Here is a 17,216-nt window from a genome sequence, read left to right on the forward strand (position 1 = left end):
ACAGGCCGGACATAAATAGCAAAATGTTACGTCTCGTCGATCACCCGGACGATATGCCGAACCTTCGCGATCATGCCGCGAATTTCAGGCGTATCCTGCAACTCCGCAGTTCGGCCGATCTTGTTGAGCTTGAGCCCGACCAACGTCGAGCGCTGCGAGTGATGGCGGCGGATTGCGCTGCCGGTCTGCTCGACCTTGATTGTTTTTGCGGCCTTGGCCATCGTCGTCACTCCAAATCCTGTCTCGCCTGGCGGGTTGAATGGGCAGGCAGCAACCATTCGGCCCAACCCGGATCCGCTTATTCGGCAACAGCCTCCGCATCACCGCCCACACGACGCGATTGCAGGGTCGATACCTTGATGTTGCGGCGCGCGGAAACCGAGCGCGGTGAATCCTGATGCTTCAGCGCGTCGAACGTCGCGCGAACCATATTGTAGGGATTGGACGAGCCGATCGACTTCGCCACCACGTCCTGGATACCGAGCGTCTCGAACACCGCGCGCATCGGACCGCCGGCGATGATGCCGGTACCGGCCGGCGCGGCGCGCAGATAAACGCGTCCCGCCCCATGACGGCCCGCGATATCGTGGTGTAGCGTCCGGCCCTCACGGAGCGCCACGCGGGTCAGATTGCGTTTCGCCGACTCCGTCGCTTTGCGGATCGCTTCCGGAACCTCACGCGCCTTGCCGTGCCCGAACCCGACGCGGCCCTTCTGATCGCCGATCACGACAAGCGCCGCGAAACCGAAGCGCTTGCCGCCCTTGACGACCTTCGCCACGCGGTTGATGTGGACCAGCTTGTCGACGAACTCGCTGTCGCGCTCCTCGCGATCCCTGCTCCGTTCGCGTCCGCCGCGTTCGCGTTCACCTGCCATGGTGTTTTTCCGATCCTTGTGAGGCTTTCGCCCCGGTCCTATCCGTTCGATACCAATCTCAATACGCGTAGTCTTGTCGCAAAACCGGATTCGCTTTTGCGGACCACGCGCCTAGAAGCTCAATCCGCTTTCGCGAGCGGCATCAGCCAACGCCTTGACGCGACCGTGATAGAGATAGCCGCCACGATCAAAAACAACTTCCGTGACGCCGTTCTTCACCGCCCGTTCCGCCAACAGCTTACCAACCTCCTTGGCCGCCTCGATATTGGCGCCCGTATTGCCCGTACCGCGCATCACTTTCTCGAGCGAGGACGCCGAAGCCAGCGTCTCGCCCTTCAGGTCGTCAATGACCTGGGCATATATATGCTTCGACGAGCGGAACACCGACAGCCGCGGTCGGCCATTTGCAGTCCGACGCAACGACAGCCTCACGCGTTGCTTGCGCCGGGCATTCGTAATCTTCAGTTTCGACATGACCGGCTCCGTTATTTCTTCTTTCCTTCCTTGCGGAAGATTGTTTCGTCGGCGTACTTCACGCCCTTGCCCTTGTAGGGCTCCGGCGGACGATAGCCACGGATTTCGGCCGCGACCTGACCAACGCGCTGCGCATCATTACCCGTGATCGTAATTTCAGTCGGCTTTGGCACAGCAATCGTGATCCCTTCGGGGATCGGGTAACTGACATCGTGACTATAGCCGAGCGCGAGCTGCAACGATTTGCCTTGTAACGCGGCGCGATAGCCGACGCCGACAATCTCGAGCTTCTTCTCGAATCCCTTCGTGACGCCAGCGACAAGATTTGCGACTTGCGCGCGGGCGGTACCATACAGTGCCTGCGCACGCTTGGTCTGGTATCGAGGCGCGACCTTCACTACGCCGCTCTCGAGATTCACCTCGACGTCATCATGGACAATGAACTGAAGCTCGCCTTTCGGCCCCTTCATCTTGACGGTCTGCCCTTGGACCGTCGCAGTAACACCGGACGGCACCGTGACTGGCCTCTTGCCGATGCGTGACATGGCTCATTCCTTCATATTAGTCTGCGCGCATTGCTGTCGCAAAATCGGTTCCCACTTTCGCGACACGCATCTAGAACACCGTGAACAGAACTTCACCGCCCACATTGGCGTCGCGCGCCTCGTGGTCGGCCATGATTCCTTTCGGCGTCGACAGCACTGAAATTCCCAGCCCGTTGTTGACGCGCGGCAGATTTTTCACCGAGGCGTAAACGCGCCGGCCAGGCCTGGAGACGCGCTCGATCTCGCGGATCACGGGCTCCCCGTCGAAATATTTCAGCTCGATCTCCAGCTCGCTGCGGCCCGAGGAATGCTCGACACTGGCATAACCCCGGATATAGCCCTCGCTTTTAAGCACTTCGAGCACGTTGGCACGCATCTTCGAGCCGGGAGCCGAAACCTTGGGCTTGTTGCGCATCTGCGCATTGCGAATGCGGGTGATGAGATCGCTGATCGGATCGTGCGTGGACATCTGGCGATCCTCCTTACCAGCTCGACTTCACGAGGCCGGGAACCAGACCTCTGGAGCCGAGCTCGCGCAGCGCAATGCGACTGAGCTTGTTCTTGCGGTAATTCGAGCGCGGACGTCCGGTCAGCTCGCAGCGGTTGCGGATACGCGTCGCCGACGAATTGCGCGGCATTTCGGCGAGTTTCAGCGTGGCGGCGAACCGCTCCTCCATCGGCTTGGTTTTGTCGGCGATGATGGCTTTCAGCCGAGCGCGCTTCGCAGCCGCGTTTCCAGCCATCCGCCTGCGCCGGTTGTTCTTCTCGATCGAACTCTTCTTTGCCATGCTAGGCTCCTTACCTTTCCGCGTCTGAGCGCTTCTCAGCGTCTCACTGCCGGAACGGAAAATTGAATGCAGTCAGCAGCGCCCGGGCTTCGTCGTCCGTCTGCGCTGTCGTGCAGACAGTGATGTCCATACCCCAGCTCTCCCCGGCCTTGTCGAAATCGATCTCCGGGAAAATGATGTGTTCCTTGATGCCGAGCGAGTAATTGCCGCGACCGTCGAAACTCTTCGGATTGAGACCGCGAAAGTCACGTACGCGTGGCAGCGCGACATTCACAAGGCGGTCGATGAACTCGTACATCTTCGCCTTGCGCAGCGTCACCTTGCAGCCGATCGGCTGGTTCTCACGCAGCTTGAAGGTTGAAATCGCCACGCGCGAATAAGTCACCACCGCCTTTTGGCCCGCAATCAACGACAGGTCGGCCGCCGCCGTCTCGGCCTTTTTACGGTCATTCACGGCCTCGCCGATTCCCATGTTGAGAACCACCTTGTCGAGGCGAGGCACCTGCATGACGTTGACGTAACCGAACTGCTCGGTCAGCCGGGCTCGGATGCTCTTGTCATACTCCGCGCGCAGGCGCGGCACGTAAGCCGTCTCAGCCATCGATCTCCGCTCCCGAGCGCTTGGCGACACGCACCTTGGTGCCGTCTGCCTGAATCTTGAAACCGACGCGGGTCGGCTTTCCATCCTTGCCGACGATCGCGATATTTGACAGGTGAACCGGCGACTCCTTCGAAATGATGCCGCCCTCCTGGTTCTGGGTTTGCTTCTGGTGGCGCTTCACCATATTGACGCCGCGCACCAGCGCCCTGCCTTCCGCGGGGCGCACCTCGAACACCTCGCCGGTGCGGCCCTTATCGCGGCCCGACAATACGATAACCTTGTCGCCCTTCCGGATCTTGGCAGCCATCACAGCACCTCCGGCGCCAGCGATATGATTTTCATGTGGTTCTTGGCGCGTAACTCGCGCGGCACCGGTCCGAAAATACGGGTACCGACAGGCTCGGACTGATTGTTGATCAGAACGGCCGCATTGCGGTCGAAACGGATCACCGAACCGTCCGCGCGGCGGATATCCTTGGAGACCCGCACCACCACCGCCTTCATGACGTCGCCCTTCTTCACCTTCCCGCGCGGGATGGCTTCCTTGATCGACACGACGATGATGTCGCCCACCGTTGCATAGCGGCGCTTGGAACCTCCAAGCACCTTGATGCACATAACACGGCGTGCGCCTGAATTATCGGCCACGTCGAGGTTGGTCTGCATCTGAATCATTGATGCACCTTGTCCTCTTTCTGATGCGCAAAATCGCGCTTAAGCGGTTTTCTTCTGTTCGCCCCGAACCACGGTCCAGCGCTTCAACTTCGAGATCGGCTTGCTTTCCTCGATCCACACCATGTCGCCCGGCTTGAACTCGTTGTTCTCGTCGTGCGCGTGATAGTTCTTCGAGCGGCGAATGGTCTTCTTGTAGATCGGATGGGTAAAACGGCGATCGACCCGCACCACAACCGTCTTGGCTTGCTTATCGCTGACGACCACGCCCTGCAGCGTACGTTTCGGCATCTTAAAGCCCCTTATTTCTTCGCGTCGCGCTTTTGCGCGGCGATGGTCTTGATCCGTGCGATATCGCGGCGGGCTTCACGCATCCGCGATGTGTTCTCAAGCTGTCCTGTCGCGCGTTGGAAACGCAGATTGAACCGTTCCTTCTTCAGACTGACGATAGCATCGTCCATCTGGTCGGGGGTCATCGCGCGGATGTCAGCGGTCTTCATTGCGGCCATGTCGATTACTCCGCGATGCGCGCGACGAAGCGCGTCTTGATCGGCAGTTTGGCGGCGGCGAGCGTGAGCGCTTCTTTCGCGGTTTGCGGAGCCACGCCATCGATCTCGAAAAGTACCCGGCCCGGCTTGACCCGTACCACCCACAATTCCGGCGCACCCTTGCCTGAGCCCATGCGGACCTCGGCCGGCTTCTTCGACACGGGCACATCCGGGAAAATACGGATCCAGACCCGTCCCGCGCGCTTCATGTGACGCGTCAGCGCCCGCCGCGCGGCTTCGATCTGGCGCGCCGTGATGCGCTCGGGCGCCATCGCCTTCAGGCCGAACTGGCCGAACGCCAGTGTCGCACCCGACGACGCGGTGCCGTGGATGCGGCCCTTATGCGCCTTCCGGAACTTGGTCTTCTTCGGTTGCATCATGGCTTACGCCCTCAAACCTTCTCTTTGCGCATGATCTGGTCCGAAAACCGGTGACCGCTTTTCGGGATCATGCTGTCGTTCAAGCCGCATCGCGGCGCGGACGGCTGTCGTCGCCGGCCAGGCGTTTGTCCTGAGCCATCGGATCATGCTCGAGGATCTCGCCCTTGAATATCCAAACCTTGACGCCACAGGTACCGAACGTCGTGAACGCGGTGGCAACGCCGTAGTCCACATCGGCGCGCAGCGTGTGCAGCGGCACACGGCCTTCGCGATACCATTCCATGCGGGCGATTTCGGCGCCGCCGAGCCGGCCCGAACAGTTGATGCGGATGCCCTCGGCGCCGAGACGCATCGCCGATTGCACGGCACGCTTCATCGCGCGACGGAACGCGACGCGGCGCTCAAGCTGCTGCGCAATCGATTCGGCGACCAGCGTGGCATCGAGCTCCGGCTTCCGAATCTCGACGATGTTGAGCACCACGTCCGAAGAGGTGATGTCGGCAACCCTCTTGCGCAGCTTGTCGATATCGGCGCCCTTCTTGCCGATCACGACGCCGGGGCGCGCCGAATGGATCGTCACGCGGCACTTTTTATGCGGGCGCTCGATCACGATGCGGGCGACGGCCGCCTGCTTGAGTTCCTTGTGCAGAAGTTCGCGAATCTTGACGTCCTCGTGCAGCAGCCTTCCGTACTCGCTCTTGCCGGCATACCAACGGGAATCCCAGGTTCGGTTGATACCCAGACGCAGCCCGATTGGATTGATCTTCTGACCCATCGTTTTCTCCCGCGCCTCTTTAAGCGCTCGCCTCGGCCTCGACCTGACGCACCACGATGGTCAGCTGCGAGAACGGTTTATAGATACGGCCCGAACGGCCACGGCCGCGCGGCGCGAAACGCTTCATCACCATGCCGTTGCCGACAAAAGCCTCCGACACGATCAACTCGTCGACGTCGAGGTCGTGATTGTTCTCGGCGTTGGCGATCGCCGATTCCAGACACTTCTTGACGTCGCCAGCAATTCGCTTGCGCGAAAACTGCAGGTCCGCGAGCGCCGCGGATGCCTTGCGGCCGCGGATCAGTTGCGCAACCAGGTTGAGCTTCTGCGGGCTCACCCGAAGCATCCGGGCGATTGCCTTGGCCTCGTTTTCCGGGAGGCTCCGTTCGCGCTTTGGTTTGCTCATAACTTGAACCTCAAGACCTCTTGGCTTTCTTGTCGCCCGAGTGGCCATGGAACGTGCGGGTCGGCGAGAACTCGCCGAACTTGTGACCGACCATCTCTTCGTTTACCGACACAGGCACATGCTTCTGGCCGTTGTAGACGCCGAACACCAGGCCGACGAATTGCGGCAGAATGGTCGAGCGGCGGCTCCAGATCTTGATGACGTCATGACGGCCGCTCGCCCGCGCGGCATCTGCCTTCTTGAGCAGCGAGCCTTCAACAAACGGGCCTTTCCAGACTGAACGAACCATGTCCGGCTTTCCTTACTACTTCTTCCGCTTGTGGCGGCTGATGAGAATGAACTTGTTGGTCGACTTGTTGGAACGGGTCTTCTTGCCCTTGGTCGGCTTGCCCCACGGCGTCACCGGGTGACGGCCACCCGACGTCCGGCCTTCGCCGCCGCCATGCGGATGGTCGATCGGGTTCATGACCACGCCACGGTTGTGTGGACGGCGGCCCATCCAACGGGTGCGGCCCGCCTTGCCGATCGAGGTATTCATGTGATCCGGATTCGATACCGCACCAATGGCGCCGCGGCAGCGGCCGTGCACCAGGCGCTGCTCGCCCGAATTCAGACGCAGGATGACATAGTCCTGGTCGCGACCGACGATCTGAGCATAGGTGCCGGCGGAACGCGCAAGCTGACCGCCCTTGCCGATCTTCATCTCGACGTTGTGGACGATCGTGCCGACGGGCATGTTGCCGAGCGGCATGACATTGCCCGGCTTGACGTCAACATAATTTCCGGCCGCGACGGTATCGCCGACAGCCAGGCGCTGCGGCGCCAGAATATAAGCCTGCTCACCGTCCTGATACTTGATCAGCGCGATGAACGCAGTGCGGTTCGGATCATACTCGAGTCGCTCGACGATCGCCGGCACGTCCGTCTTGCCGCGCTTGAAATCGACGTTGCGATAAGCCTGCTTGTGGCCGCCGCCGCGAAAACGCACGGTCACGCGCCCGGTGTTATTGCGGCCGCCCTTGCCGCGCTTGCCCTCGGTCAACGTCTTGACCGGCTTGCCCTTGTAGAGGGCCGAGCGATCGACCATTACCAACTGGCGTTGGCCCGGCGTCGTGGGATTGTAAGTCTTGAGTGCCATAATCTATCGCCTTAAAGCCGTTTCCGCCTCAGAGACCAGTGGTGACGTCGATGCGATGGCCTTCTTCCAGGGTCACAACCGCGCGCTTGATGTCTGACTGTGAACCCAGACGCCCCCGGAAAACCTTCGTCTTGCCTTTACGTACCAGCGTGTTCACGCTCTTAACCTTGACGTCGAACAGTTTTTCGATCGCTTCCTTGATCTGCGGCTTGGTCGCCTTGCGAGCCACCTTGAACACAACCTTGTTGTGCTCGGAGGCCATCGTCGCCTTTTCGGTAATAACCGGAGCAACAATCACGTCGTAATGGTTCGCGCCGATTGTCATTTGAAACGCGCCTCCAACGCATCAACCGCCGCCTTGGTCAACACCAGCTTCTGGCGGCGCAGAATGTCGTAGACGTTGATGCCCTGGATCGGCAGCACGTCGATGTTCGGAATGTTACGTGCAGCCGTTGCAAACCCGGCATGAACCTGCGCACCATCGACGATCAGCGCACTGGTCAGACCAAGGCCAGAGAAGTGCCCCATCAGAGCCTTGGTCTTGGCCTCCTTCAATTCGACGCTGTCGATGACAATCAAACCGCCGTCCTTGGCCTTCGCCGATAGAGCATGGCGCAGCGCTAGCGCGCGCACCTTCTTGGGCAGGTCATGCGCATGGCTGCGAACGACTGGCCCGAACGCACGGCCGCCGCCACGGAACTGGGGCGCGCGGGCCGAGCCGTGACGGGCGTTGCCGGTGCCTTTCTGCTTGAACAGCTTCTTGCCGGTACGCCAGATTTCCGCACGTCCCTTCGTCTTGCGCGTCCCGGCCTGACGCTTGGCGAGTTGCCAGTTCACGCAGCGCTGAATCAGGTCCTTGCGCGGCTCGAGCCCAAAGATTCCGTCCGATAATTGAACCGAACCCGCAGCCTTACCTTCCAGGGTGGTAATGTTCAGTTCCATGTTATGCCCCCTCCTTCTCGGCCGGGACATCTGCCGTGACTTTGTCCTCATCCGCAGCCTGCGCGCCGCCTGCAACCTTGAACTTGCCTGGCTTCGGAGCTTCCTTGGGCAAGGGCTTCTTCACCGCGTCGCGCACCGCGATCCAGCCGCCCTTGGAGCCCGGAACGGCTCCCTCGACCAGGATCAGGCCGCGCTCAACGTCGGTCTGCACCACGCGCAGGTTCAGCGTTGTGATGCGATCAACACCCATGTGGCCGGGCATCTTCTTGTTCTTGAAAGTCTTGCCTGGATCCTGACGGCCGCCAGTCGAGCCGATCGAACGATGCGAAATCGATACACCGTGCGTGGCGCGCAGACCGCCGAAATTCCAGCGTTTCATGCCACCGGCGTAACCCTTACCCACCGAGGTTCCGGTGACATCGACGAACTGGCCGACGACGAAATGGTCCGCCTGAATTTCCGCACCGACCGGAATCAGGGAATCCTGCGACACGCGAAATTCCGCGACCTTGCGCTTCGGCTCAACCTTGGCGACCGCGAATTGTCCGCGCTCCGCCTTGGGCATGTAGACCGTCTTGCGCGCGCCCGAGCCAAGCTGCAAAGCGACGTAGCCGTTTTTCTCACTGGTCCGGTGTCCCAGCACCTGACAATTGCTTAGCTTCAGCACGGTCACAGGGATGTGCTCGCCGGCCTCCGTGAAGACCCGCGTCATCCCGACCTTTTGTGCGATCACTCCGGAGCGCATCGTCGTGCTTCCTGTTCTTTCTGTCCGCTAACGATCGGACTGTTCCCAAACTTCGTTCTGACTTTCCGCGTGTCCCGGTCCGAAAAAGCGGCGGGCCGCGGAGTCAGAGCTTGATCTCGACGTCGACGCCCGCGGCCAGATCAAGCTTCATCAAGGCATCGACTGTCTGAGGAGTTGGATCGACGATATCGAGAAGACGCTTGTGCGTCCGCATTTCGAACTGCTCACGGCTTTTCTTGTCGACGTGCGGCGAACGGTTGACCGTAAACTTCTCGATTCGCGTCGGCAGCGGGATTGGCCCACGGACCTGCGCGCCGGTGCGTTTCGCGGTGTTCACGATCTCGCGGGTCGACGTATCGAGAATCCGATGGTCGAACGCCTTGAGACGGATGCGGATATTCTGGCCGTTCATTGCCGTGTCTCTCTTTGAAAAGCGAATAGTGAGTAGTGAGTAGCGAATAGCGAAATAGAAGATCTTCTATTCGCCACTCGCTATTCGCAATTCTCTTGTTCTTACTCGATGATGCTGGCGACGACGCCTGCTCCGACTGTACGGCCCCCCTCGCGGATGGCGAAGCGCAGCTTTTCCTCCATTGCGATCGGCACGATCAGATGCACCTCCATCGCGACGTTATCGCCCGGCATCACCATCTCGGTGCCGGCCGGAAGATGCACCACCCCTGTCACGTCCGTGGTGCGGAAGTAAAACTGCGGCCGATAGTTGGTGAAAAACGGCGTGTGACGACCGCCCTCCTCCTTGGTCAGGATATAGGCTTCCGCCTTGAACTTGGTGTGCGGCTTCACCGAGCCGGGCTTGCACAGAACCTGACCGCGCTCCACATCCTCGCGCTTGGTGCCGCGCAACAGCGCTCCAATGTTATCGCCCGCCTGCCCCTGGTCGAGAAGCTTGCGGAACATCTCAACGCCCGTCACCGTCGTTTTCTGCGTCTCGCGGATGCCGACGATCTCGATTTCCTCGCCGACCTTGATAATACCGCGCTCCACCCGGCCCGTCACAACCGTGCCGCGTCCCGAAATCGAGAACACGTCCTCAACCGGCATCAGGAACGGCTGGTCAATCGGTCGCTCCGGCTGCGGAATGTAGGCGTCAACCGCCTTCATAAGTTCAAGCACCGCTTCCTTGCCAAGCTTGGCGTCGGAATCCTCCAGCGCCGCCAGCGCCGAACCCTTGATGATCGGAATATCGTCGCCAGGGAACTCGTACTTCGACAAAAGCTCCCGGACCTCCATCTCAACCAGTTCCAGAAGCTCCGGATCGTCAACCATGTCGCACTTGTTCAAGAACACCACGATCGCCGGAACGCCGACCTGACGCGCCAGGAGAATGTGCTCCCGCGTCTGAGGCATCGGGCCGTCAGCCGCCGACACAACCAGGATCGCACCGTCCATCTGCGCCGCGCCCGTGATCATGTTCTTCACGTAGTCCGCATGGCCAGGACAGTCGACATGCGCATAGTGACGGTTCGGCGTCTCGTATTCGACATGCGACGTCGAAATCGTGATGCCGCGCGCCTTCTCTTCGGGAGCCTTGTCAATCTGGTCGTATGCCGTGAACGTCGCTCCGCCAGCTTCCGCAAGAACCTTCGTGATCGCCGCCGTCAATGACGTCTTGCCATGGTCGACGTGACCGATTGTACCAATGTTGCAATGCGGCTTGTTACGTTCAAACTTTGCTTTGGCCATTTGACTCTCCGTTCAGTCGTCGACTGTCGCCAGCGACAATCAGGCAAACTTTTTCTGGACTTCCGCCGACACATTCGCCGGCGCTTCAGCATAATGATCGAACTGCATCGTAAAGGTCGCGCGCCCCTGACTCATCGAGCGCAGATTATTCACGTAGCCGAACATATTCATGAGCGGCACCATCGCATTGATGACGTTGGCGTTGCCACGCATGTCCTGCCCCTGGATCTGGCCCCGCCGCGAGTTGAGATCGCCGATGACCGAGCCGGTATAGTCTTCCGGTGTCACCACCTCGACCTTCATGATCGGCTCCAGCAGCACCGACTTGCCCTTTTGCAGCGCCTCGCGGAAGCAGGCGCGCGTCGCGATTTCGAATGCCAATGCCGACGAGTCGACGTCATGGAATTTGCCGTCGATCAGCTGCACCTTGACATCGACAACAGGGAAGCCCGCGACCACGCCGGAACTGAGCACGCTCTCGATGCCCTTCTCCACGCCGGGAATGTATTCCTTGGGCACGGCGCCGCCGACGATCTTCGACTCGAACTCGTATCCTTTACCGGCTTCATTCGGTTCGACGATCAGCGTCACCGCGGCGAACTGACCGGTACCGCCGGTCTGCTTCTTGTGGGTGTAGCTGTGTTCGATACGCTTGGTGACCCGCTCGCGGAACGCCACCTGCGGGGCGCCTATGTTGGCATCGACCTTATAGGTGCGCTTGAGGATATCGACCTTGATGTCGAGATGGAGTTCGCCCATGCCCTTGAGAATGGTCTGGCCGGACTCCAGATCGGTCGAGACACGGAACGACGGATCTTCCGCCGCAAGCTTCGCCAGCGCGATACCGAGCTTTTCCTGATCGGCCTTGGACTTCGGCTCGATCGCGATCTCGATGACGGGATCGGGGAATTCCATCTTTTCGAGGATCACCGGATGAGCGGGATCGCACAGCGTGTCGCCGGTGCGCGCTTCCTTGAGGCCGGCCAGCGCGACGATGTCGCCGGCATAGGCTTCCTTGATGTCCTCGCGATTGTTCGCATGCATCAGCAGCATCCGGCCGATGCGCTCTTTCTTCTCGCGTGTCGAGTTGACGACGCCGGTGCCGCTCTGAAGGATGCCGGAATAGATGCGGCAGAATGTGATGGTGCCGACGAACGGATCGTCCATGATCTTGAACGCCAGCAACGACATTGGCTCCTTGTCGTCGGCGTGACGGACAACTTCGTTGCCTTTGTCGTCCACACCATTGATCGCGGGTACATCGAGCGGCGACGGCAGATAGGCGACCACGGCATCGAGCAGCGGCTGCACGCCCTTGTTCTTGAAAGCCGTGCCGCACAGAACCGGATAGAAAGCGCCGGTCAGCACAGCCTTGCGGATCAGCTTCTTCAATGTGGCTTCGTCGGGCTCGGCGCCGTCGAGATAGGCGGCCATGGCATCGTCGTCGAGTTCGACAGCGGCCTCCACCAGCTTTTCGCGATATTCCTTCGCCTTGTCGACGAGGTCAGCCGGAATGTCGGCGACGTCATACATCGCACCGAGCGATTCGTTATTCCAGACCAGCGCCTTCATGCGAACGAGGTCGACCATGCCCTTGAAGTTGCTTTCCGAGCCGATCGGAAGCTGCAGCGCGATCGGACGCGCGCCGAGACGGTCAACAATGTCAGCGAGACACTTGTAGAAGTCGGCGCCGGTTTTATCCATCTTGTTGCAGAAGACGATGCGCGGCACCTTGTACTTATCGCCCTGACGCCACACGGTTTCGGTCTGTGGCTCAACACCCTGATTTGAGTCGAGCACGCATACGGCGCCGTCGAGCACACGCAAGGAACGCTCCACCTCGATGGTGAAGTCGACGTGGCCGGGGGTGTCGATGATGTTCAGGCGCTTGCCGTCCCAAAACGCGGTGGTCGCGGCCGAGGTAATGGTGATGCCGCGCTCCTGCTCCTGCGTCATCCAGTCCATCGTCGCGGCACCCTCGTGCACTTCGCCGATCTTGTGGCTCTTGCCGGTGTAATAAAGGATACGCTCGGTCGTGGTGGTCTTGCCGGCGTCGATATGCGCCATGATACCGAAATTACGGTAATCCTCGATGGCATGTTGGCGGGGCATGAAGCTGTCCTTAAATTCCTGTTATGTCGCCGTTACCAGCGATAGTGCGAGAAGGCACGGTTGGCTTCCGCCATCTTGTGCACGTCTTCCCGCTTCTTCACCGCGCTTCCCCGATTGTTCGATGCGTCGAGCAGTTCGGCCGAGAGCCGTTCCATCATCGTTTTTTCATTGCGCCCCCGCGCAGCCGCGATCAGCCAGCGAATGCCCAGCGCCTGACGGCGGGTCGAGCGAACCTCCACGGGCACCTGATAGGTCGCGCCGCCAACGCGACGTGACCGCACTTCGATGGTCGGCATGACGTTTTCGAGCGCCTGCTCGAAAACGGTCAGCGGACCCTGCTTGGTCTTGGCCTCGATCAGATCGAGCGCGCCGTAGACGATGCTTTCGGCTGCCGACTTCTTTCCGGCATACATGATCGAGTTCATGAACTTCGTAATAACGACGTTTCCGAACTTCGGGTCGGGGAGCACTTCACGCTTTTCGGCAGAATGGCGACGCGACATCGTTTCTGTTCCCGCTTACTTCGGACGCTTCGCGCCGTACTTCGAACGACGCTGCTTGCGGTTCTTGACGCCCTGCGTATCCAGGACGCCGCGGAGGATGTGGTAGCGCACGCCCGGCAAGTCCTTCACGCGGCCGCCGCGGATCATGACTACGGAATGTTCCTGAAGGTTGTGCCCCTCACCCGGAATATAACCGATGACCTCGAAGCCATTGGTCAGACGCACCTTAGCGACCTTGCGCAGCGCCGAATTGGGCTTCTTCGGAGTCGTGGTGTAAACACGCGTGCACACGCCGCGCTTTTGCGGCGACTGCTGCAACGCGGGCACCTTCTTGCGCGACTTCTGTATGACGCGCGGACTTGCGATCAGTTGGTTGATCGTCGGCATCGTTCGCCTTCACCCTTATATTTACGCGAAACCCCGATCGGCTTCGCACTTCGTCCGGAGCTACTGCCCACCCGCTTGCGATGCATGAATCGCTTCACGCAAAACAAAAACCGCGCCGACCGTTCATTGCTGAACGGGAAGCGCTTCGACGCCACAGAGGACCGCGATCAACGTCAACCGGGATGAACCGGTCGGCTTCCACCGAGGTCATGCATCCGAAATCAATCTCGAGAGATCTCGCTCAAGAGAACGACTATCGTCCTGGCATTGCCTAGCTATTTCGGCAGCGTCTGAGCAGCATTCGTCGAGGTTGGTGCCCGTCTCTATCAATCACAGCAGATAGATAGGGTTTTCTGTTCCGACGTTGGCGTAGCTCACCGCCTGCCGTTAAGTGCGCGGGTTTTATCCACGGCGACTCGTCAAGTCAAGGCTGAACCGCCACAACAGGAGCACTTCCAACGGTTTCGCACGACCCTCCCACCGCACCCGGCTTCGGCAGCAACCGCCGGCGCATATTTTCCGTAAGCCATTATAAATAATATGTTTTCAGAGCGATGGACTTCACCCCTGTTAGAGCATTTTCGCTTCCGATTGAGTCAGAAGCGAAGCTCCGGATTGTGGCTCCTGCCCGATTTTTCGCCGAGCCATATCCCCCGATCTTGCATCGAATCAAAACAGCGCCCTGCCCCTGCGAAGCTCCTGTCGATTTTTGACGGAGAGCCACCGGACATGGAACAGGGCTGAAATTCAGTCAGGGGCTGCAGTCTCGCAAACTGAACTGGTCGAGTCAGATGGTCGCTGACGGCGCGGATTCGCGGAGCCGGTGTTGTTCGCATGGGGGGATATAGTCGAATTAGCGCGTTTTTCGAGCGAAGTGGACACCGGCTCACATCAAGAGAACGCGTCAAATCAAACAAAGAGCCCACTTCTGATTCAGTCAGAAGCGGAAAGAATCCAGTCGTCGTTAGGGGGATGACCGCACGTCAGGCGAAGAAGACAAGTTGAACAGCTAAAAGCGCCGCTTCTCAATCACGTCGGCGCCGCGAACTCAACAGACGATGCAAGAGTCAGATGCAGGAATCAAAGGGATCAACAAACCCAGGCAGGCAACCGCGCCGTCTGCCGCTTCAAAATGATCAAAACGTTCCGGAGACGGCAAGCCCGCTGGTCATACCGAGCGAAGCGAGTGAAGGCCGGATGCCTGAGTGGGAGCTTGAGATGCAATAATATGAATCGCGACAACCTGCAGCGGGGCCAACGCTACGGCCTCCGCGGCAGAAAGCGACGATGACATGTGAACCGCGATGGCGGCTCACACCATCTATTTGACTTTAGCTTAGTGGCCGTGACCGTGGCCGCTCTTCGCTTCCTTGTGCGCCAGCTCGCTCAGGAGCTTCTGCGCCAGCAAATCCTGACCTACCTGATCGACCGGAAACGTGGTGGCGTTACCCAGATGGCCAATGGTAGCACTCTTGGCGCCAAGCGATCCCGATCCGGCATGGATCACCTTGCCATCCGTCGTGTATGAACCGTCGATCTGTTTACCCAGGGTTTCATCGTAAAAAGAGACGTGTCGCGGCATCGGTGCCTCCTCCATTGTTGAATTTCTTTGTGTACCGATGGAAACAGCGACCGTATAGCCAACTAGTTTACATAGTGAGCATTTTATTTGGTGAACGAGCCAGGCAGTAATCTGTCGTACTCGCGCCGGACCGCGCGATAGCATTCGCAGGATGTGCGCTCCAACAGCTTGCGGTCCAGTATGGTAATGATGCCGCGGCTATATGTGAGAACCTGCTGTTGCTGAAACTTTCTTAGCTCGGCGTTAACGGCCACGCGACTGACCACAAGCATCTCGGCCAGGAATTGTTGCGTGAGGCGAAGCTCGTCACCATCGACGCGATCGTGAGACTTCAACAGCCATCGTGCGCAGCGTTGGAGGAGCGTATGACTGGCGTTGCACGCAACGGACTGCATCACCTGCGCAAGGAACGCTCGTGAATAGGCGTTGAGCTTGCGCCGAAATACCGGCAGCCGCGCTTGCAACTCCTGAAACTCCCGAAACGAAATACGGATACTATCGCCGGACACCTGGACGACGGCGCGATGCATGGATTGATCGTCGCCCATGATCGCTCCAACGTTGATCATACCTTCCCGTCCCGTGGTCGACGTCTCGGCTGTCTTGTCGGTCTTGAGCGGGGCGAGGTTGGAGATGATCGCAGTTTCGGGAAAATACACATAATCGAATGGGCCGCGTGGTTCGTACAGCACGCAACCAAGCGGAAGTTTGACAAACTCAGACAGCTTCTGAATTTCGATCCATTCCGTGTCCGGTATGCTCGCCAGAAGGCTGTTCTTTGGTCTGTGCACCATTGTCTCACGATCACCGGTTCTTGCGGCAAGTCAAAACCGGTGACCGCAGTTTGGTTCTTTGTGTAACCAAAGGCAAGCCACGTCGGACTGACGGCCCCGAATACGGTATCGCCTTTCGACTGCGCTCTCGAAGCGGCCGAAGGCGATACGCCGCTTATTTACTTGCTTTGGAACTGGCCTGCGCCGACCAACTCCGAACTCCGTCGCGAAGCCGACGGAGTTGCCCATAGCCCCGTTGGCGAATGCCTTCCAGCAAAAATGGCGGCGATCTACCGGGCCCAACATCGATCAGCAGATCGACCATCTTCCGGCGGCCCGCCCAGAGCTGAGCCATGAAGCTTCGCTCGTAAGAACAGGAATCGATGGCTCCGATCTCCGTTGAGGAGAACAGATCGTCCGTGATCCTGTCGATCAGCAGGACACCGGGTGAATACTTCGCGTAGTCATGATCGAACGCCGTTTTCCAGGTATAGGCCGTGGAGCCGCAATACATCAGCACCTGTGCGGCGATGGCACGCCGATCAACACGAAGCAAAGCAACCGAAGCATTGCCACGTTCGGCAAGCGCGGCGATCACCTGCCGGGCGAAGGCGGCATCCGCGGACTTGCATAACAACGCGGTGCCACGCGCTCCTTTCCAGCTTGCGGCTTCCAGCTTCAGAAACGTCTCGAACGCCTCTCTCGTATCTGAAGCGCGGAGGTTGACGATATCGACACTGCCTACGGCGGAGAGGCGGTTCCAATCCTGCCGCATCTTCTTCCGGGTCGAGCCTGACCGTTTCACACCGACATCACGAGTCGCGAAAGGCCGCGCATTCTCGGACAATCTGAGGTACGCGCAGCCTTGTTCCGTCAGCGCATCAACAAGCGTTTCGAAGCTCCGGGCCTCGGCATCGAACGACTTGAGGCTGATCACCTTGGGCAGCGAGCGACTGTTCCGGATCGCCGATAAAAAGCCCGGAATGACCTCGCGGACGAAAGCGGGATCCACGACAGGGCTTGAGAGAAAAGCGTAGTTGTAGGGCAGTGCTTCAAGCACCGCGGGCCACAGCCGAGAAATTCTGCGAACCTGAAAGGCCCATACGCCGACCAGCTTCTTGCGTCCGGTACTGTCGTCCCACGCCAGCAGAACATGGATGCTCGCAAACCCGCTGTCATTTGCGACCTTCAGGGCAGCCGGATTCATGAACACGTTGGAAGATGCCCGCCGAACGAGATCGTCCCACGGCGCCGCAAAGTCCAGTGT

General features: G+C 59.6%; 27 protein-coding genes. All 27 read right to left on the minus strand.

What is annotated here, in order from left to right; all coding sequences use genetic code 11:
* Positions 1–26: 26 nt before the first annotated feature.
* Positions 27–221, minus strand: coding sequence for a 50S ribosomal protein L30 (rpmD, locus tag NB311A_RS03735; protein ID WP_040673879.1), 195 nt, complete (start codon positions 219–221; stop codon positions 27–29).
* 77 nt (positions 222–298) lie between these two features.
* Positions 299–874 (minus strand): 30S ribosomal protein S5, encoded by a 576-nt coding sequence (gene rpsE / locus NB311A_RS03740; RefSeq protein ID WP_009797121.1) that lies wholly within the window; start codon positions 872–874, stop codon positions 299–301.
* Positions 875–985: 111 nt separating this feature from the next.
* Positions 986–1,348: a 50S ribosomal protein L18 gene (gene rplR / locus NB311A_RS03745; RefSeq protein WP_009797122.1), complete on the minus strand. Its 363-nt coding sequence runs from the start codon at positions 1,346–1,348 to the stop codon at positions 986–988.
* Between the two features lie 11 nt (positions 1,349–1,359).
* Entirely contained in the window at positions 1,360–1,893 is a 534-nt protein-coding gene (gene rplF, locus NB311A_RS03750) for a 50S ribosomal protein L6 (RefSeq protein ID WP_009797123.1), read from the minus strand.
* Positions 1,894–1,963: 70 nt separating this feature from the next.
* Complete coding sequence (gene rpsH / locus NB311A_RS03755; RefSeq protein ID WP_009797124.1) at positions 1,964–2,362, minus strand: 30S ribosomal protein S8; 399 nt, start codon at positions 2,360–2,362, stop codon at positions 1,964–1,966.
* A 13-nt stretch (positions 2,363–2,375) separates the two neighbouring features.
* A complete protein-coding gene (gene rpsN / locus NB311A_RS03760; RefSeq protein WP_009797125.1) occupies positions 2,376–2,681 on the minus strand; it encodes a 30S ribosomal protein S14 in 306 nt (101 codons plus the stop codon).
* A 43-nt stretch (positions 2,682–2,724) separates the two neighbouring features.
* Positions 2,725–3,282, minus strand: coding sequence for a 50S ribosomal protein L5 (gene rplE / locus NB311A_RS03765; protein ID WP_009797126.1), 558 nt, complete (start codon positions 3,280–3,282; stop codon positions 2,725–2,727).
* On the minus strand, positions 3,275–3,589 hold the full coding sequence (gene rplX / locus NB311A_RS03770; RefSeq protein ID WP_009797127.1) for a 50S ribosomal protein L24: 315 nt from the start codon (positions 3,587–3,589) through the stop codon (positions 3,275–3,277). The genes rplE and rplX overlap by 8 nt, the downstream gene beginning before the upstream one ends.
* Positions 3,589–3,957: a 50S ribosomal protein L14 gene (rplN, locus tag NB311A_RS03775; RefSeq protein ID WP_009797128.1), complete on the minus strand. Its 369-nt coding sequence runs from the start codon at positions 3,955–3,957 to the stop codon at positions 3,589–3,591. The genes rplX and rplN overlap by 1 nt, the downstream gene beginning before the upstream one ends.
* A 39-nt stretch (positions 3,958–3,996) precedes the next feature.
* Positions 3,997–4,245 carry a 30S ribosomal protein S17 gene (gene rpsQ / locus NB311A_RS03780; protein ID WP_009797129.1) on the minus strand — a complete coding sequence of 83 codons (249 nt, stop codon included), beginning with the start codon at positions 4,243–4,245 and terminating at the stop codon, positions 3,997–3,999.
* 11 nt (positions 4,246–4,256) lie between these two features.
* A complete protein-coding gene (gene rpmC, locus NB311A_RS03785) occupies positions 4,257–4,463 on the minus strand; it encodes a 50S ribosomal protein L29 (RefSeq protein WP_009797130.1) in 207 nt (68 codons plus the stop codon).
* Between the two features lie 5 nt (positions 4,464–4,468).
* On the minus strand, positions 4,469–4,882 hold the full coding sequence (gene rplP, locus NB311A_RS03790) for a 50S ribosomal protein L16 (protein ID WP_009797131.1): 414 nt from the start codon (positions 4,880–4,882) through the stop codon (positions 4,469–4,471).
* A gap of 79 nt (positions 4,883–4,961) precedes the next feature.
* Positions 4,962–5,657 carry a 30S ribosomal protein S3 gene (rpsC, locus tag NB311A_RS03795; protein WP_009797132.1) on the minus strand — a complete coding sequence of 232 codons (696 nt, stop codon included), beginning with the start codon at positions 5,655–5,657 and terminating at the stop codon, positions 4,962–4,964.
* Positions 5,658–5,676: 19 nt separating this feature from the next.
* On the minus strand, positions 5,677–6,063 hold the full coding sequence (rplV, locus tag NB311A_RS03800) for a 50S ribosomal protein L22 (RefSeq protein WP_009797133.1): 387 nt from the start codon (positions 6,061–6,063) through the stop codon (positions 5,677–5,679).
* Between the two features lie 10 nt (positions 6,064–6,073).
* A complete protein-coding gene (rpsS, locus tag NB311A_RS03805) occupies positions 6,074–6,352 on the minus strand; it encodes a 30S ribosomal protein S19 (protein ID WP_009797134.1) in 279 nt (92 codons plus the stop codon).
* A gap of 15 nt (positions 6,353–6,367) precedes the next feature.
* A complete protein-coding gene (gene rplB / locus NB311A_RS03810; RefSeq protein WP_040673883.1) occupies positions 6,368–7,201 on the minus strand; it encodes a 50S ribosomal protein L2 in 834 nt (277 codons plus the stop codon).
* A gap of 28 nt (positions 7,202–7,229) precedes the next feature.
* Positions 7,230–7,526 (minus strand): 50S ribosomal protein L23, encoded by a 297-nt coding sequence (locus NB311A_RS03815; RefSeq protein WP_009797136.1) that lies wholly within the window; start codon positions 7,524–7,526, stop codon positions 7,230–7,232.
* Positions 7,523–8,143 carry a 50S ribosomal protein L4 gene (gene rplD, locus NB311A_RS03820; protein ID WP_009797137.1) on the minus strand — a complete coding sequence of 207 codons (621 nt, stop codon included), beginning with the start codon at positions 8,141–8,143 and terminating at the stop codon, positions 7,523–7,525. Before rplD ends, NB311A_RS03815 begins: the two co-directional genes overlap by 4 nt.
* A gap of 1 nt (position 8,144) precedes the next feature.
* Positions 8,145–8,888, minus strand: coding sequence for a 50S ribosomal protein L3 (gene rplC / locus NB311A_RS03825; protein ID WP_009797138.1), 744 nt, complete (start codon positions 8,886–8,888; stop codon positions 8,145–8,147).
* 103 nt (positions 8,889–8,991) lie between these two features.
* A complete protein-coding gene (gene rpsJ, locus NB311A_RS03830; RefSeq protein ID WP_002712302.1) occupies positions 8,992–9,300 on the minus strand; it encodes a 30S ribosomal protein S10 in 309 nt (102 codons plus the stop codon).
* A 101-nt stretch (positions 9,301–9,401) separates the two neighbouring features.
* A complete protein-coding gene (gene tuf / locus NB311A_RS03835; protein ID WP_009797139.1) occupies positions 9,402–10,592 on the minus strand; it encodes an elongation factor Tu in 1,191 nt (396 codons plus the stop codon).
* Between the two features lie 39 nt (positions 10,593–10,631).
* The gene (gene fusA, locus NB311A_RS03840) at positions 10,632–12,704 is read right to left on the minus strand and encodes an elongation factor G (protein ID WP_009797140.1); all 2,073 of its coding nucleotides are present in this window, start codon (positions 12,702–12,704) and stop codon (positions 10,632–10,634) included.
* A 32-nt stretch (positions 12,705–12,736) separates the two neighbouring features.
* Positions 12,737–13,207 (minus strand): 30S ribosomal protein S7, encoded by a 471-nt coding sequence (gene rpsG, locus NB311A_RS03845; RefSeq protein ID WP_009797141.1) that lies wholly within the window; start codon positions 13,205–13,207, stop codon positions 12,737–12,739.
* A 15-nt stretch (positions 13,208–13,222) separates the two neighbouring features.
* Positions 13,223–13,594: a 30S ribosomal protein S12 gene (gene rpsL / locus NB311A_RS03850; RefSeq protein WP_009797142.1), complete on the minus strand. Its 372-nt coding sequence runs from the start codon at positions 13,592–13,594 to the stop codon at positions 13,223–13,225.
* Positions 13,595–14,930: 1,336 nt separating this feature from the next.
* Positions 14,931–15,176, minus strand: a complete 246-nt coding sequence (locus NB311A_RS03855) for a hypothetical protein (protein ID WP_040673911.1) — start codon at positions 15,174–15,176, stop codon at positions 14,931–14,933.
* An 83-nt stretch (positions 15,177–15,259) separates the two neighbouring features.
* On the minus strand, positions 15,260–15,970 hold the full coding sequence (locus NB311A_RS03860; protein WP_009797145.1) for a Crp/Fnr family transcriptional regulator: 711 nt from the start codon (positions 15,968–15,970) through the stop codon (positions 15,260–15,262).
* 154 nt (positions 15,971–16,124) lie between these two features.
* The gene (locus tag NB311A_RS03865; RefSeq protein ID WP_371256455.1) at positions 16,125–17,156 is read right to left on the minus strand and encodes a GNAT family N-acetyltransferase; all 1,032 of its coding nucleotides are present in this window, start codon (positions 17,154–17,156) and stop codon (positions 16,125–16,127) included.
* Positions 17,157–17,216: the final 60 nt, after the last annotated feature.

The sequence above is a fragment of the Nitrobacter sp. Nb-311A genome (genome assembly GCF_000152905.1).
Classification (GTDB): domain Bacteria; phylum Pseudomonadota; class Alphaproteobacteria; order Rhizobiales; family Xanthobacteraceae; genus Nitrobacter.

Coding starts and splice junctions, on each gene's coding strand:
- rpmD (WP_040673879.1), bottom strand. CDS start 221: ATGGCCAAGGCCGCAAAAACAATCAAGGTCGAGCAGACCGGCAGCGCA.
- rpsE (WP_009797121.1), bottom strand. CDS start 874: ATGGCAGGTGAACGCGAACGCGGCGGACGCGAACGGAGCAGGGATCGC.
- rplR (WP_009797122.1), bottom strand. CDS start 1,348: ATGTCGAAACTGAAGATTACGAATGCCCGGCGCAAGCAACGCGTGAGG.
- rplF (WP_009797123.1), bottom strand. CDS start 1,893: ATGTCACGCATCGGCAAGAGGCCAGTCACGGTGCCGTCCGGTGTTACT.
- rpsH (WP_009797124.1), bottom strand. CDS start 2,362: ATGTCCACGCACGATCCGATCAGCGATCTCATCACCCGCATTCGCAAT.
- rpsN (WP_009797125.1), bottom strand. CDS start 2,681: ATGGCAAAGAAGAGTTCGATCGAGAAGAACAACCGGCGCAGGCGGATG.
- rplE (WP_009797126.1), bottom strand. CDS start 3,282: ATGGCTGAGACGGCTTACGTGCCGCGCCTGCGCGCGGAGTATGACAAG.
- rplX (WP_009797127.1), bottom strand. CDS start 3,589: ATGGCTGCCAAGATCCGGAAGGGCGACAAGGTTATCGTATTGTCGGGC.
- rplN (WP_009797128.1), bottom strand. CDS start 3,957: ATGATTCAGATGCAGACCAACCTCGACGTGGCCGATAATTCAGGCGCA.
- rpsQ (WP_009797129.1), bottom strand. CDS start 4,245: ATGCCGAAACGTACGCTGCAGGGCGTGGTCGTCAGCGATAAGCAAGCC.
- rpmC (WP_009797130.1), bottom strand. CDS start 4,463: ATGGCCGCAATGAAGACCGCTGACATCCGCGCGATGACCCCCGACCAG.
- rplP (WP_009797131.1), bottom strand. CDS start 4,882: ATGATGCAACCGAAGAAGACCAAGTTCCGGAAGGCGCATAAGGGCCGC.
- rpsC (WP_009797132.1), bottom strand. CDS start 5,657: ATGGGTCAGAAGATCAATCCAATCGGGCTGCGTCTGGGTATCAACCGA.
- rplV (WP_009797133.1), bottom strand. CDS start 6,063: ATGAGCAAACCAAAGCGCGAACGGAGCCTCCCGGAAAACGAGGCCAAG.
- rpsS (WP_009797134.1), bottom strand. CDS start 6,352: ATGGTTCGTTCAGTCTGGAAAGGCCCGTTTGTTGAAGGCTCGCTGCTC.
- rplB (WP_040673883.1), bottom strand. CDS start 7,201: ATGGCACTCAAGACTTACAATCCCACGACGCCGGGCCAACGCCAGTTG.
- NB311A_RS03815 (WP_009797136.1), bottom strand. CDS start 7,526: ATGACAATCGGCGCGAACCATTACGACGTGATTGTTGCTCCGGTTATT.
- rplD (WP_009797137.1), bottom strand. CDS start 8,143: ATGGAACTGAACATTACCACCCTGGAAGGTAAGGCTGCGGGTTCGGTT.
- rplC (WP_009797138.1), bottom strand. CDS start 8,888: ATGCGCTCCGGAGTGATCGCACAAAAGGTCGGGATGACGCGGGTCTTC.
- rpsJ (WP_002712302.1), bottom strand. CDS start 9,300: ATGAACGGCCAGAATATCCGCATCCGTCTCAAGGCGTTCGACCATCGG.
- tuf (WP_009797139.1), bottom strand. CDS start 10,592: ATGGCCAAAGCAAAGTTTGAACGTAACAAGCCGCATTGCAACATTGGT.
- fusA (WP_009797140.1), bottom strand. CDS start 12,704: ATGCCCCGCCAACATGCCATCGAGGATTACCGTAATTTCGGTATCATG.
- rpsG (WP_009797141.1), bottom strand. CDS start 13,207: ATGTCGCGTCGCCATTCTGCCGAAAAGCGTGAAGTGCTCCCCGACCCG.
- rpsL (WP_009797142.1), bottom strand. CDS start 13,594: ATGCCGACGATCAACCAACTGATCGCAAGTCCGCGCGTCATACAGAAG.
- NB311A_RS03855 (WP_040673911.1), bottom strand. CDS start 15,176: ATGCCGCGACACGTCTCTTTTTACGATGAAACCCTGGGTAAACAGATC.
- NB311A_RS03860 (WP_009797145.1), bottom strand. CDS start 15,970: ATGGTGCACAGACCAAAGAACAGCCTTCTGGCGAGCATACCGGACACG.
- NB311A_RS03865 (WP_371256455.1), bottom strand. CDS start 17,156: ATGAATCCGGCTGCCCTGAAGGTCGCAAATGACAGCGGGTTTGCGAGC.